General features: G+C 54.4%; 11 protein-coding genes and 1 pseudogene. 8 read left to right on the plus strand and 4 right to left on the minus strand.

The genetic code is table 11. The features are described 5' to 3' along the window. Positions 1 to 45: 45 nt before the first annotated feature. Complete coding sequence (locus BSY240_RS23115; RefSeq protein ID WP_069044279.1) at positions 46 to 855, minus strand: undecaprenyl-diphosphate phosphatase; 810 nt, start codon at positions 853 to 855, stop codon at positions 46 to 48. Between the two features lie 452 nt (positions 856 to 1,307). On the opposite strand from BSY240_RS23115, the gene BSY240_RS24040 reads away from it, so the two are divergent. The 3 genes from BSY240_RS24040 (at position 1,308) to BSY240_RS23125 (ending at position 6,369) form a co-directional block, all read left to right on the plus strand. Then, entirely contained in the window at positions 1,308 to 1,595 is a 288-nt protein-coding gene (locus BSY240_RS24040; protein WP_150127582.1) for a hypothetical protein, read from the plus strand. A gap of 1,096 nt (positions 1,596 to 2,691) precedes the next feature. Continuing rightward, positions 2,692 to 3,582, plus strand: a complete 891-nt coding sequence (galU, locus tag BSY240_RS23120) for a UTP--glucose-1-phosphate uridylyltransferase GalU (protein WP_069044280.1) — start codon at positions 2,692 to 2,694, stop codon at positions 3,580 to 3,582. 717 nt (positions 3,583 to 4,299) lie between these two features. After that, entirely contained in the window at positions 4,300 to 6,369 is a 2,070-nt protein-coding gene (locus BSY240_RS23125; protein WP_069044281.1) for a tetratricopeptide repeat protein, read from the plus strand. 233 nt (positions 6,370 to 6,602) lie between these two features. Here the strand turns inward: BSY240_RS23125 and BSY240_RS23845 are convergent. Further along, a pseudogene (locus BSY240_RS23845) lies at positions 6,603 to 7,543 on the minus strand (IS630 family transposase). A gap of 364 nt (positions 7,544 to 7,907) precedes the next feature. Continuing rightward, a complete protein-coding gene (locus tag BSY240_RS23135; protein ID WP_069044283.1) occupies positions 7,908 to 8,132 on the minus strand; it encodes a hypothetical protein in 225 nt (74 codons plus the stop codon). 520 nt (positions 8,133 to 8,652) lie between these two features. On the opposite strand from BSY240_RS23135, the gene BSY240_RS23140 reads away from it, so the two are divergent. Further along, positions 8,653 to 9,150, plus strand: coding sequence for a hypothetical protein (locus BSY240_RS23140; RefSeq protein WP_069044284.1), 498 nt, complete (start codon positions 8,653 to 8,655; stop codon positions 9,148 to 9,150). Positions 9,151 to 9,534: 384 nt separating this feature from the next. On the opposite strand, the gene BSY240_RS23145 is transcribed toward BSY240_RS23140, so the two are convergent. Further along, complete coding sequence (locus BSY240_RS23145; RefSeq protein WP_069044285.1) at positions 9,535 to 10,092, minus strand: transglutaminase-like cysteine peptidase; 558 nt, start codon at positions 10,090 to 10,092, stop codon at positions 9,535 to 9,537. Positions 10,093 to 10,167: 75 nt separating this feature from the next. Here BSY240_RS23145 and BSY240_RS23150 point away from each other — a divergent pair, with 75 nt between their 5' ends. The 4 genes from BSY240_RS23150 (at position 10,168) to BSY240_RS23850 (ending at position 13,677) form a co-directional block, all read left to right on the plus strand. Further along, a complete protein-coding gene (locus tag BSY240_RS23150) occupies positions 10,168 to 10,755 on the plus strand; it encodes a hypothetical protein (protein ID WP_150127583.1) in 588 nt (195 codons plus the stop codon). 139 nt (positions 10,756 to 10,894) lie between these two features. Continuing rightward, a complete protein-coding gene (locus BSY240_RS23155; protein ID WP_150127584.1) occupies positions 10,895 to 11,509 on the plus strand; it encodes a hypothetical protein in 615 nt (204 codons plus the stop codon). Positions 11,510 to 11,593: 84 nt separating this feature from the next. Beyond that, a complete protein-coding gene (locus tag BSY240_RS23160; RefSeq protein WP_171901634.1) occupies positions 11,594 to 12,910 on the plus strand; it encodes an O-antigen ligase family protein in 1,317 nt (438 codons plus the stop codon). Continuing rightward, the gene (locus BSY240_RS23850; RefSeq protein WP_083229788.1) at positions 12,907 to 13,677 is read left to right on the plus strand and encodes a metallophosphoesterase family protein; all 771 of its coding nucleotides are present in this window, start codon (positions 12,907 to 12,909) and stop codon (positions 13,675 to 13,677) included. Before BSY240_RS23160 ends, BSY240_RS23850 begins: the two co-directional genes overlap by 4 nt. Positions 13,678 to 13,699: the final 22 nt, after the last annotated feature.

Below are 13,699 nucleotides of genomic sequence, written 5' to 3' on the forward strand. Positions count from 1 at the left end.
GCCCAACGCTGTCGTCGCAGGTGACAAGCCTAAATCTGCGTGCCTTCAACCAAAGATCAAAAGCCCGAGAATGCCAGCCACACCGACGGCGATCCGCCACCAGGCGAACGGCGCATATCCCCGCTTCGAGATAAAGTTCAAGAGCCCCCTGACGACAAACAGAGCCGAGATGAAGGCTGCCACGAAGCCGATGCCGATGATCATGGTGTCGTCGACGGTCAGTGCGTTGCGGTTCTTGTAGAGATCGAGCGTGAAGGCGCCGAGCATGGTCGGCATGGCGAGGAAGAAGGAAAACTCGGCTGCCGAGCGCTTGTCAGCACCGAGCAGCAGCGCGCCGACGATCGTCGCACCGGAACGAGATGTGCCCGGGATCATCGCGACGCACTGGCAGAAGCCGATCTTCAAGGCGAGTGACAGCGGATATTCGGTGACGTCGTGATACCGGGGCTTCAGCGGCAGGCGGTCGATCCAGAGCAGGACGAAGCCGCCAAGGATCAGCACCACGCAGATCAGCATCGGCGTCTCGAAAAGAACCGTCTTGATAAAGTCATGCGCGAGGAAGCCGATCACGGCAGCGGGCAGGAAGCCAAGGAGCACCGCGCCAACAAAGCGACGGCTCTCTGCGCTCGTTGGCAAAGACAAAGCAATGTTGAGCAGCTTGGCGAAGTAGACGCTGAGGATGGCCAGGATCGCGCCGAGCTGGATGAGCACCGCAAAGCTGTTTCCCGGCGATTCGAAGCCGAGGAAATGGCCTGCTAACAGCAGGTGCGCGGTGGATGACACCGGCACGAACTCGGTCAGGCCTTCGATCAGGCCGAGCACAAGCGCGCTGATAATGGACTCATTGTTTTCCATGTTCGCATTCCCCTCTTAACGTCTCGACTAAGCATCTCGTGTGAAATCAAACAGGAACGCTTAATGCGGAACGACTAACATTCAATTGTTGAAATCTCATTTGTTTCTCTGTGAAGGCTGCGGGCTCAAAAGAAGGCGCAAGACTGACCAGACTCTTCTTTGCCGGTACAGTTTGACTGTCACGGGGTTCCGACATTGTTTTGTCTGACGTTTCTCAGTCGGCTCCGTGATCCTGATAGTGCGTATTGTAGGGTGTCTTTCGCCTTCAGCTCGGAGGAGGTTCTGGGCCGACGTCAGCAGGTAAGCGCGATGCTAGCAGTTTCAGCGCCTCCCGAGACGATCAGAAACCGTTAACCATGTCACAGCTTTTTCTCGGCAATTACCACGCCGATCATTGACCGAATATTAGTTCATGAAAATACTCGTTGTGGGCTGTGGGGATTGCGTAGCGTATGGAAAGCACGACTTCGTCTGAATTCTTGGATCTCTGTCTTGCGGTCATCGAATACGGGATCCAAGCGCGAACGATCGGCATGTCACAAGAGCAATGCTCAACTGCGGTTGTTCAGCCAGCATCTATGGAGCTCGAGGATGATTGCCTCGAAGATCTATGTCGCTTTGGCTGGGAAGTGGAAGATGCGTTCAGAAGAGCCGGCCTCGATGAATGTGTCGTCTCCGGTGCCGGCATAATGGTTGTTCGTTCGGAGCTTTTGATCCCACGCCAGAACCCAGCAGCATAAACAGATGGGGCTCACGCCAATGCGATCAGCGTTGGATCCGTTCCCTCACGCCGATGATCTCAAAAATCTCGTCCAGCATGAATTGAACCCGCCTGAGCGTTTGGGAAAGGCTGCCGACGCAGTCTTCTTGTTTCGCTGTGAGGCACTGTGAACTGCAACCGTCATTGCTTACCATTTTGCACTGACACCGCTGGGGCCATCACGATCCGCGTGGAAAATGGTTTGCATTGGGCTGAACGTTCCGTTTCTCTCCGATCCGCTTTCGCTCCTCGTTCAGTCCCGTACGAATTCTGCTTCATCAAACCGTCCCATCCGCAACCTCCGGACATTAACGCCGGGCTCCTCCTCGGTCGCAGTGTAGAAAATTTTCGGGCGTTCCGGATCAATCATTCTCCACTCTCGCTCGAGACGTTCAAACGTAGTTCTGGACACAAATCTAGTCATCTTGTTCCTCCGGCTTTTGTTTCATTTACTAGGTTGGAGTGTTTCTGATCAAATGCATCGTTGATTTAAAGTTACCCGGCAAGGTTAATGGCGAAGGTGGTGATACACGCTCCTGCGAACCCAAGTTAAAGCTATCGTATTTTGATCGAATTGCCTGAGACTGGTGTGCGGCAGTATCTCCGGGCGACAACTCGCCGAAAGCTAAAGCAATTCCAGCGCGCGTTGCTGACATTCCGGCAGGCTGCAGGCCGACGTCCACAGTCCCTCGGGTCCAGATCGTCTGCTTTTATGCGGATGGCCTCCACGATGCTGAGGCTCCTATTTAAGAGTTCATATGCTAAATGGAATCGACAGATATGTGAGAACGCCGAAGTGGTGTTTGCGCTCATGGGCGAGCGCATAACCAATCGATGTTTCCGTTTTGCACGGAACCATATTTGGGTCTCATGAAGCAGCAGCAATTGGATGGCCTGGTTATGCGCATAGTGGATATATGCACCACGTCCGCGTTGAAAGGCCAAAGTTGTTTCTTCGCATCCGCAGTGCCGCTGACAATCGAGCTCTGTCCTTACTGTTTTTTATAGAAAGTATTGTAGTTCGGCTCATACAGCCCTTGAGCGAAAACAACAAAAGACCAATTTTGGGGATAAAAGTGGTTAAAGTCGAAAAGACAATACGTATAGCAGTGTTCCCTGTAGCTGGTCTCGGCACGCGTTTTCTTCCCGCCACCAAGGCGGTTCCGAAAGAGATGCTGACAGTCGTCGACAAGCCGGTCATCCAGTATGTGGTTGACGAAGCCATCGAAGCTGGGATCGAGCATTTCGTCTTCGTCACCGGCCGCGGCAAGGCGGTCATACAGGACTATTTCGATATCCAGTTCGAACTCGAACAGACCCTGAAGGCCCGCAATAAGAGCGCAGAACTCTCGCTTCTCCAGACACTTCAGCCGTCAGCGGGTCAGACCAGCTTCACACGGCAACAGGAGCCGCTGGGTCTCGGACATGCCGTCTGGTGTGCCCGCGACATCGTGGGGCACGAACCTTTCGCCCTTCTGCTGCCTGACATGATTATGCGCGGCGAAAAGGCATGCCTCAAGGGGATGGTCGAACTTTATGAGAAGACCGGCGGCAACATTGTGGCTGTCGAGGAATGTGCGCCGGATCAGGCCCACAAATACGGCATCGTTGACGTGGGTGACGCGCTCGAAGGCGGCTTCAAGATCACGCAAATGGTCGAGAAGCCCGCCAAGGGTACAGCACCTTCCAACTTCTTCATTAACGGCCGCTACATCCTGCAGCCTGAGATCTTCGAGATCCTGTCGACCCAGGAGCGTGGCGCCGGCAACGAGATCCAGTTGACCGATGGCATGCTGAAGCTCGCCAATGACCAGCCGTTTGCCGGTTACCACTTCAAGGGCCAGACCTTCGACTGCGGTTCCAAGGACGGCTTCATCCTGGCCAATGTCGCCTTTGCCATCGAACGCGCCGATATTCGTCCGTCAATCGAAGATGAGCTGAAGGCGCTGCTCGCCGCGCTGAAGTGAAATGAAACCCTGACCGCCGGGCTTAACGCTTGGCGGTCAGGCCCACCAATGCCGTCACCGTGCTGTTGTCGGTCCGCTCTTAGGCACGATCGGCCGTTCATCGAGAGATTTGCTCATCTTCGGGATGAGCCTGGCACGGCAAGATAAGAGATCGGCTTCTAAGGCGCGTCGTCCTTCTGTTTGCCGGCTCAGCCCGACTTCTCACCGCAACGAGAGCTTTATAGAGGCCGTGCGACGTCCGGGATGGATAAACTGTCTAAACTCTCCAGGTTGCCCTGACGCTGGCTCTAGACTTCGTATGCTGCAGCCGGGAACATCTGCTTTTGCACGACAATCTTTTTTTACCGGACTCCGGTGGCAGTGTTCTCTGGCGAGAATGGCTGGTCGTATATTGGCAAACTTCCCTGGTGCGTTGGCCTAATGGGGTTCGAACAGCGGGCATAACAGGCGGATCAAGTCCACATCTAGTAGTGCGCAAGTATGCGTCATGCAGCCGTCGAACCTCGGCCGAGTTGCAAATGCAACCAAGATCACGAAATGGTGAACGATAGGTTGAGCGTCGCACCGCGCTCAAAGAGCATTGAGTTTTCAGTGGTTATGAAGAACAAGGATCTGGTCTCGCTTGTGCAATGCGAAAGCACCGGCTGATTTTGACTGGACACATGTCCACTTGCCGGTGGAAATAGGTTACCGAAGCCTTAAAACGGGAGACTTGGCATGAACCGGTCAAAGCTAGCTAGCGGCACCGCCGTCTTGATTGCTCTTTCGCTTGCAGGCCCCGCCAAGGGAGTGGCATGGGCTTCGTCCACTGACACTGATCAAAATCCAAGTGAGTTGGTAAAAATTGTCAAATCGGAGGCCAGCGCGACTGAGCGCTCTGGTGCTTTGACAAGGCTTGAACAGCTTGCGACGACAGACCCCGACGCAAAACGCCGGCTCGCTGAGCTTTATCTTGCTGGTGAAGGTGTAGATGGCGAGGCCGCCAAGGCATTAACGCTTCTGGAAGAAGCGGGTGCCGAGGGCTCTACGGCCGCCCTACGAAAACTCGCTTCCCTTTACAGATCGGGAGAAGTGGTCGAGCAGGACAGGGACAAGGCTCTGGAGCTTACGAGACAGGCAGCAGAACTTAACGATTCGTGGGCGCAATTGTCCCTTTCGGATACCCTCCGAAAGGGTGACGGGGTCGAGCAGGACATTGAGGCCGCGATCTCCTGGCTCGAAAAGTCTGCAGCCGCAGGCAATGCTAGCGCTCAGCTCCGTTTGGGAGGCTTTTTGGCGGATGGGAAGCTGATACCGCAGGATGAGGCTCGAGCGGTTGAACTCCTGCAAAAGTCAGCCGCCAAGGGAAATGTGGGAGCAAAGATCAAGCTTGCTAATTTGCTCATGCGCGCTGATGCTGAAGAAGCTAACCTAGAACTCGGGGCGCAGCTCCTGCGAGAGGCGGCTGAAAGCGGTGATGACAAGGCAAAATTGCGCCTCGCAGAACTCCTGTTGAGCGGAGAACTGATAGAACCTGACGTTGATCAGGGTACGGCCCTGCTCGAAGAGCTGAGTGCCGGTGGCGATACGGCAGCCACCAAGGCATTACTTGCTCTTCATTCGGGGGGTGAGGTGCCAGAGGATGGCGAACGTATAGTTGAGCTCCAAACACGGCTTGCGGACGCAGGCGATGCTGATGCAATGGTCCGGCTGGGGGAAATCTACCGCGACGGGATCATCGTGCCGGCTGACCTTCCGCGATCACTGGAATATTTTAGGGGTGCAGAAGAAAGTGGCAGTTCTCGGGCCTGGAGGCGTGTTGCCGAAGCGGCTTTCCGCGGATTTGGTGAAGACGCGGATTCTGTCAAGGCTGTTACGATTTTGAGGGCGGAAATCGACAAGGGCAATCTCGAAGCTTCGATCTATCTCGCGGGTATACTTGCCGCGGGAGACTATGTTGATGCAGATCTCGATGCGGCACGTGCGCTCTACGAAAGCGCTGCCGAAGGCGGCAAGGTTAGCGCTCATAAGCAACTGGCTCGCTTGTATTTGGCTGGTGCGTTCGGTGCTGCGCAAAAGATCAATGCTCGAGATCACCTGACCGCTGCGATCGACAAGGGTGATGAAGCAAGCCTCGTGACCCTTGCGACCGCGCATCTGAATGGCAGCTTCGGCCAACAGTCCGATGTGCAGCTAGGGTTGAACTTGCTGCAAGAAGGAAGGCAAAAAGGGATTTCCTCCGCAACAACCACGTTGGCCGAAGTCTATTTCCGCGGTCGCGGCGTAGGGCCCGATGCTGAACAGGCCGTTCGGCTTTTGACCGAGGAGGCGGACCGGGGGGATGCAGCCGCTGCCAGAGCTTTGATCCAGGCCTATAGATCAGGCAAGGGGAAGAGTTTTCCAGCATCGGGACCTCGCGCTCGTGCGGCGTTGGAAAAATACGCTGGCCTTCTGAATGAAGCGCAGAAAACCCGTGAGGTCTTTTTGCTTGACGCTCGTCTTGCTGCAAGCCTCGCTCAGTATGAGCAGCTGGAGGAAAAGATCGCGAGCTTGCCCGTTTCGCAGAGGCGCGGATACATCGAGGCGCTGCGATCCGCCAATCAAAACGCCTATGTCTATGTGGTTCAGAAAGGTTTGAAGAAGGCCGGTCGATATGACGGCCCGATTAATGGTCTTCTAACTTCATCGACGATCAGAGCTATACGCGAAATTTGCGATTCTGGACCGTCAGGAGATCGTTGCCGGATGGGGCCCCTACACAGTGCTGCAGCTAAGGTCGTGTCCGCCCGCCTCGAGGCGATCTACTAAACTGCAATATTTTGCCTATGGAGCTCACAGTGAATCGGTATTGTTTTGTCCAAGCTATTTGTCTCAAATGGGTTCGCAGCTTGAATATTCACAAGGGGAGCGGGTGACCAGCTAAGTGACATGTACGCATTCCAGTATGCGCGCTTTGAAACCAACAACGAAGTCGTTACCCGCCGTGCTGTAATCCGCAATGCCGGGGCGTTTGTGCTGGCCGAAGCTAGAGCAGATCCTGTTCAATCCGGGTCATACCCGGCAGCCCTGAAGTAGTTTTCGCATTCTTTCGGCGTGAAGCGGGGCATCAATGTACCGACTGCGTCCCACAAAGCATCGATCTTTCTCTCCGCCCGAGCCCGCAACATAGCCTTCAGCTTTGAGAAGGCGTTTTCGATGGGGTTGAAGTCGGGGCTGTAGGGCGGCAGGAACATGAGCTTGGCACCCATGCGTTCTATGGCATCGCGCACCCCGGCTGCTTTATGTGCGGGCAAATTGTCCATCACGACAATATCCCCGGGCTGGAGGGTCGGCAGCAACACCTGCTCGACATAGGCCAGGAAGACGTTGCCGTTCATTGCTCCGTCGTAGACAAACGGCGCGGTCATTCCGGTCAGGCGCAGAGCACCGGTGAATGTCGTTGTTTTCCAATGGCCGTGCGGCACGCCGGCTCGACAGCGCTCAACTCGAATTGCCCGCCCGCGCAGGCTGGCCATCTTCGTTGAAAGACCGGTCTCGTCTATGAAGACCAGCTTTTGCGGATCGAGATCAAGCTGCTCATCAAACCAGGCGCGTCGACGCTTCAGGACGTCCGGTCGGTCCTGCTCCAATGCGTGTGCGGACTTTTTTTAAATGTCCACCCGCGACCACGCAGCCAGGCACCGAGTGCGCTCCGGCTGATGCTGACCTGCCGTTCAGCCGAGAGGAGCTCGACTATTTCATCAAGCGTTACGTCCCGGCGATCATCGATCATTTCGACAACAAACGCCTCGTGAGCGTCCAGAACGGAAGGGCGTTTCCAACCCCTGCGGCCGTGCTGTTGGCTCGCCCTCTACTGCTCTTGCGACCCAGCGGATCGCCGTGTAAACCCCAACACCGAACCGACCGGCCGCCTGGCGGGCATACCGGTAGCTGACGCTTTTAAGACTCTGATCCGAAGATCATCGCTCAGTGCTCGTGCCATCATCAACCTCCTATTCGTAGAGAAGTTGAATCAGCTTCACTCGCTCCCGTCACATCACGTTTGATTCATCGATCACAGGATTTGCTCTAGGTGGTCAACTACTAGAGAGAACGTAGGCGCAGAACAGATCGGCCAGACGCCCACATTCGGCACTGATCCGGATCAGTGCTGGCTTGCTGACAAATACTTGGTGCAGATCGCTTGTTTGCCACCCTTGGTCGCACGCTTTCGGCGAGGTTGCTGATCCTTGGACGATAGGGCACTGTCCATCGACCGCAGCGAAATTGCTGGAACTATGTGTCCTAAATGCCAGATCTAGGTCCCATCGACACTGCTAGTCGTTTTGAAACACCTACCCATGTCGTCAGTGACTTGTGTTCGCTTCTTTCAAAACCTTCACCGCGATTTCCGTTAGTACGCCCGCGACCTCATCTCGCGTATAACCTGCCGATAGGGCATGCCGTACGAGCAGGTTTACAGCATATCCTAGCGACATATCGACTTCGAGTGGGCGCAGCCAGGTATCTTCGCCGCCAGGTCCTGCCTTGAGGGAGCCGAGTGCAGCTTCGAGTTTCTCGCTAAAACTCATGGTCGTTCCTTTCAACTCTACATGGTGCGAACATAAAGTCTCTAGTTCTATTTTCAATCTGGATCTTAAATGAGGATTAATGCTTATTATTAACACATTTTCAATAATATCGGAACGTTTTTATTAAAAGCACTTTAAAGTGCCGCTACGCGAGAGCTTGCGCTCAGTATAGAGCGGTGGACCTCACGCAGCCTCGGAGCCTGATGTATAAGGGTTTGGCCGTGGCGAGCTGGGCCTACATGTTCGGTGAGACAACCAGTGTCGACGTTTGATTTCATATGGTCGGTCGCAATCGCTCAAAACGTTAATGCTGAAATCTTACGAAGCGTTGGGTCAGTGTGTTTCTTGACAAGCTGCGCGTAAGCGGCCCATGAAAGGGTATGACAAGCGGCGGTCAGTTTTTCCGTGCTATTCCGTCTGAACCGTCAGCGACGCTTCCCCTCTGCATGGACGGGGTATGGCGTAGTCGATCGAATATATCCGCCAGACAAGTAGCCTGTGCATCCTAGGAGCGAGCCCGTTGGCGACGGCATTGAAAGAGTTCACGATTGCTTTAGGCTTGCTTGCGAGTGACCCGGCTGCAGTCGGACCACAACTGGGTCTCTCTGGTTATGTCTGGCACTTGGTTGACACTCAGCACTGCAAGCATGTCCGAGGGACGGACTGCAGGCTTCTAACGACGAAATGGGATTGGAAACGTCCTCAAATCTTTACTGTCAGCCTTCGTCCCAGACAAAAGAAGGGACGCATCGAGCTCGGGCTTGATTTGGATAATCAAGATCGTACCGATACTGACACGGTGTGCATCATGCTGATTGCGCGAAACGAAGAGGGAACAGTCTTGGGGGGCGGGTTCGTCAGCTTTGAGGTGCCCAGTCAACAAAGACGCTTAGAAGATGTGTCCGTCGTCATCGGCGATAATCGTATGCCAAAGCGGCTTGAGATTGGGTCCAAGCAGTGTGACGAGACTTACAAGAGAGATCGCAAGTCCGCTTTACGTGTACTATCAGGGTCGTAGCTCGGGGTGAAGTCCGTCCGGCGTTGTGCCTAAATGGAGAATTACAGCCGACCAGTCGCCATCGTGCTGGCTGTTGCGATCTGATCCGCGTTGGCGTTGCCCCCCTCCAGGGCGCTCACCGCTGCACTGATAATTGCGAACCAGCACGCAATCGAGAAAGAGAGTGCCACCAGCCCTGTTCTCATCCTCAACGTCATTTTGAGACCTCTTGCTCGTTCGGGCAGCTAGCGCGCCAACGGACTACTACACTCAGTCGCTTTAGCCCTGGCCGTCTTTCTTCGAAAATGGCTGCGATCGACTTCGGGCGCCTCTGGAGAACGCCCCAACAGCGGGGCGGCCGCTGTCTGTACAGCTGACCACCCGCCCCTATTGCTTCACTTGCGGTTAACGTGTCCATTTCAGCGGGTTGCCGCTCGAAACGCTGACATATTGGTATCCAGTCGAGTGGCGCTTCACCACGTTCCGGCGAAGATTGTCGAGCACGAAGTCGCCTGCAGTGGTTTTTACGATGAGCACTGCGTGCCCTTCGCCCATGCGTGTGCGAACGACTGCAACACGGAGGGCGGACGCTGGGATACCGGCTCGGATCAGGCGCTGACGCTTGGTCATTACGTAATCGTCACAATCGCCCTGCTTCACATTTACGGACCAGATATCGCGCTTTTCGCGTCGAGGCTTGATCTCGCGATTGACGGCCGCGTTGATGGAGCGGATGGTTTTCTCAATTTTCGGCGAATAGCTGACGACCTTTGCCTTCGAGGGCTTACAGTCTTGCGGGTTCTGCAAGCAAAAAAGTTGCATCTGAAGAGGGGCATTGGCGCGAGAGGCCTTTGCGTCCAACTGCCGCGCAAATCCGCCTATCTGTGAGGCATAGGACTGAGACGCAGTCGTAGCGCCTACTGCCAGTACCGCGGCGAGTATCATCACAGTCTTCTTGATCATCTCTAAAGTCCCTGTTCGGATTCGGTTCTTGTTCTTGTTCGTCCGGGCAGTCCGTCGATGGGATCAACTTACGAGATGAGTTCCTCAGGCCCCTTTAAGTGGAAAGATAAAATTCTAGCGATTGTCGCTTTTTCATTTTGCCTTGCTGCATTTTGCGCAGGTCAGATCAAATTGGGGTGTAACTTGGCATTGCGTATTCTGCACTTGCGAAGAGCGAAATGCTTTGGTATACGAAGTGTAAAGGTAAGGAGTGATCAAATGAAAAAGTCTCTGATTGGTGCAATGATTGTGGTGGCATCTCTAGCTGGAGGCGCAGGCGCGCAGACGGCCTTTGATGCCGAAATCGATGCCGTTGCTGCGGGTTGCGCGGCAGATTCTGCGGCGTGCGTGCCTTTGGTTGAGGCCCTGATAACCCGGGCTCGGGTTGCTGGTGCTCTGACGCCTGAATTCGTGACGCGCATGACCGTTTCACTGTCAAATTTGACTGGGCCAACTGCGACGCCGGCTCTCCGTGCGTCTGTGGTTTCTGCCATTCAGACTGTTGCGGCTGCGTCTCCTGATCCGGTGCAGGCCCAGCAGGTGGCGCAGATCGCCCAGACGGTGGCGACTGGCGGTGGGATTGATACTGCTGCTATTGGTGGCGCTGGGGCAAGCGCGCTCTGAGCGATCAGACGTTGTTCGTTATTGAGGAGGGTGTGGTATCGCGCCCTCCTTATTTGTGGTTGGGCGCATTATTTGTGCTGCGGACGGGTGGGTCGAGGCGGTGCGAACTTTAGGTCCGCTTTTGGTCGGTGTGGTTGCGTTGCTGCTTTCGTTCTATGCCTTGGCTCGAGAGCTCCCTGTGCTGGCTTATGGCGATCAGCGAAGCATAGACACGACCGTGGCGCTGGTGCAGGGTGATCTAGGGGGGGCTTTTTCCTTCTATGGCCAAAAGCGGCTGATGGCATCATGCGTGCAGGGTATGACAGGCGGATGGAGTGTTTTGGCTCCGTTGGAACAGCGCCGCACACTTGCGCGAAACTGCTTGGGCCACGCGTTGTCTTTCGCCGAGGCAACTCCGGTGGAGGCGTTGACATGGGTGGTCGCATCGCGTGCTTCATTTCTGCTAGGTAATAGCGAGGAAATGAACCGCTATTTTCAGTATGCGTGGCACGCAGGACCGAACGAGCAATGGGTTGCAGGTCTGAGAGTTAACCTCGCTCAGGAAGCCATCGGAGTTCTTTCAGACTCAAATCAGCGCCGTCACGATTCGGACCTCTCCGTTATGGTAATGAGCCGGAACGGCATATCTGCAATCGCCGCCAGGTACTGGTCAGATCAAGTTTTTCGGGATCGCATCACCAGAATCGTCGAAGCTATGCCGCCTGAAGATCAGCGCCGTTTCATAACAAGCGTGAGGCGCGCTGCTATGAACTGAGACGATCTACAGTTTAGCCGCCGCCTTTAAGACAAAGAAGCAAAACGGGAACTCATGACGCGAGCTAAAGTGAATACGGTCTCCATGTGGATTGTTTCGGCAACCGTCGCTCTTACACCCCTTGCGCTTGGCGGCAACCGGCCTTTACTTTGGCCTATTCTGCTCGCAGTTCTGTCATCGACGCTGGTTTTTAATGCCGCTTCTCTGATGAGATTGGGAGCGGCGCCAGCGGCAGCCCTCTCTGTTTACAAGCTAGAAATTGCTATAGTTGCGTTATTCTTTTTGTTCGCCATCTACCAGATAGTGCCCACAGGATGGATCGAGCCACTGTCAGATTACGGTCTCCCTGACGCTATGACCGTGAGCGTAGCGCCCAATGAATCCCTTCTGTTTATCATAACCTGGCTGAACGTCTTTATACTCGGCTATCTGGTCATTCAGTTTACCCGCAATGAACAGCGTTCGATCGAATTTCTAACCATCCTCTTTTGGATTGTGGTGGCGCATGCGGCCCTCGGGTTCGTGCTGTTTCACGAGTTCGAAGACTCGACCATATTGGGTCCAAAGTGGGCATATCTTGGCTCAATGACAGGTGCTTTTGTCAATAGAAACACCTTTGCAACTTTCTTGGCGAGTGGCGCAGTTGTTGGAACGGCACTCGTTCTAAGAGACTTTGCGAAAAGTGGTAGTGGTCTGTATGGCGCAACCACGAGCTCAATGTCTTGGCTCATTAAGATAGTTGGAATCTGTTTGATCGTGGCTGTGCTTTTCGGAACGGGGTCGCGTATGGGGCTTTTCGTCGGCTTTCTCGGCATTATCCTCACCATTTCTCTGATTGTTCCGCGTCAGATTGCCGAGGGAAGAAGGCTGCGGAAAGTGTTGTCGATAGTGTTCTTTGCCGTCATCGCCCTCGCTATGTTATTGTGGGCTTACGGCACGCAAACAATTGAGCGACTGGGTACTGTAGAGCGCTCCGCCGACGTTCGTTTTGCGCTTTATGAGCAAACCTGGAAGATGATCATGGCTCGACCTTGGACCGGGTTCGGCGGGGGTGCATACGAACTGGCCTTTCCCCTTTTTCACCAACCTGATGTCAATGTCGATCTCCTGTGGCAAAAGGCTCACAACTCCTACCTTGGTCTCTGGGCGGATTACGGACTGATATTTGGTAGTTTGCCGTGGCTTGTTTTAGTCGTGCTGATTAGCAGGATGCTTGGTGCAGTCTGGATTAGATCGGCGCCAGATTACGCCGCGATTGCCTCAATCGTCGTTGCAATCATAGCAATGATCCATGCGACCGTAGACTTCAGTCTTGAGATCCAAGGTTACGCACTACTATTTGCGGCGATTATGGGGACCGGCGCCGCTCGGATCGCCATGAGTCAACGGCAATCGCGATGAAGCACAGGCTTGGTTCTTTTTTCAGCAAGAGGCTGGGGCGCAAGTCTGCTGCCCTGCCCCGGCTCTCGCTTGTAAGGCCACCTGCGGTAACCTACGCGATCGGTGACATACATGGATGTTTGAACGAACTTGTTGCTCTTGAACGCAAGATCATCGTGGACGGTGGCAGCATTCAGGGTGAAAAGTTGATTGTAATGTTGGGTGACTATGTCGATCGCGGTCCGTCGTCGTCCTCGGTAATCGAGCATCTGCTCCAACCGCTACCTTCAGGGTTTAGTCGCATCTGCTTGATGGGCAATCATGATCAGATGTTCGTCGACTTCTGCCGTTCCCCTTCGACCAGTTCACCTTGGTTGGGACTCGGAGGCGATGAAACTCTGGCATCCTACGGTGTCTACCTCGAAGATCTAAGCCGGCACCCATTGCCATCGCAGTTACGTGCTCTGGTACCTCAGGATCACCTCGACTTTTTAACTAGTCTCCCTGTCATGCTTTCATTTGACCAATATTGCTTTGTTCATGCTGGAATTGATCCTGGCCTTCGGCTCGATATGCAGGCTGATGACGTCTTGCTGAAGAGCCGACCTCATCAGTTCAACTGGGCTAATTTCGGGGAGAGTTTCACGGTGATCCACGGGCACACGCCTGTTGATGAGGTGGATCTTCGTGGTCGACGCATAAATCTTGATCTGAAAGTGTATGAAACTGGGAGACTGGCTGCTTTGAGAATTGCTGAAGAGAATTGTCAGCTTATCCACACCAGTTAACCAAAACGTAATTTTTGCATTG

The sequence above is a fragment of the Agrobacterium sp. RAC06 genome, assembly GCF_001713475.1.
Classification (GTDB): Bacteria; Pseudomonadota; Alphaproteobacteria; order Rhizobiales; family Rhizobiaceae; genus Allorhizobium.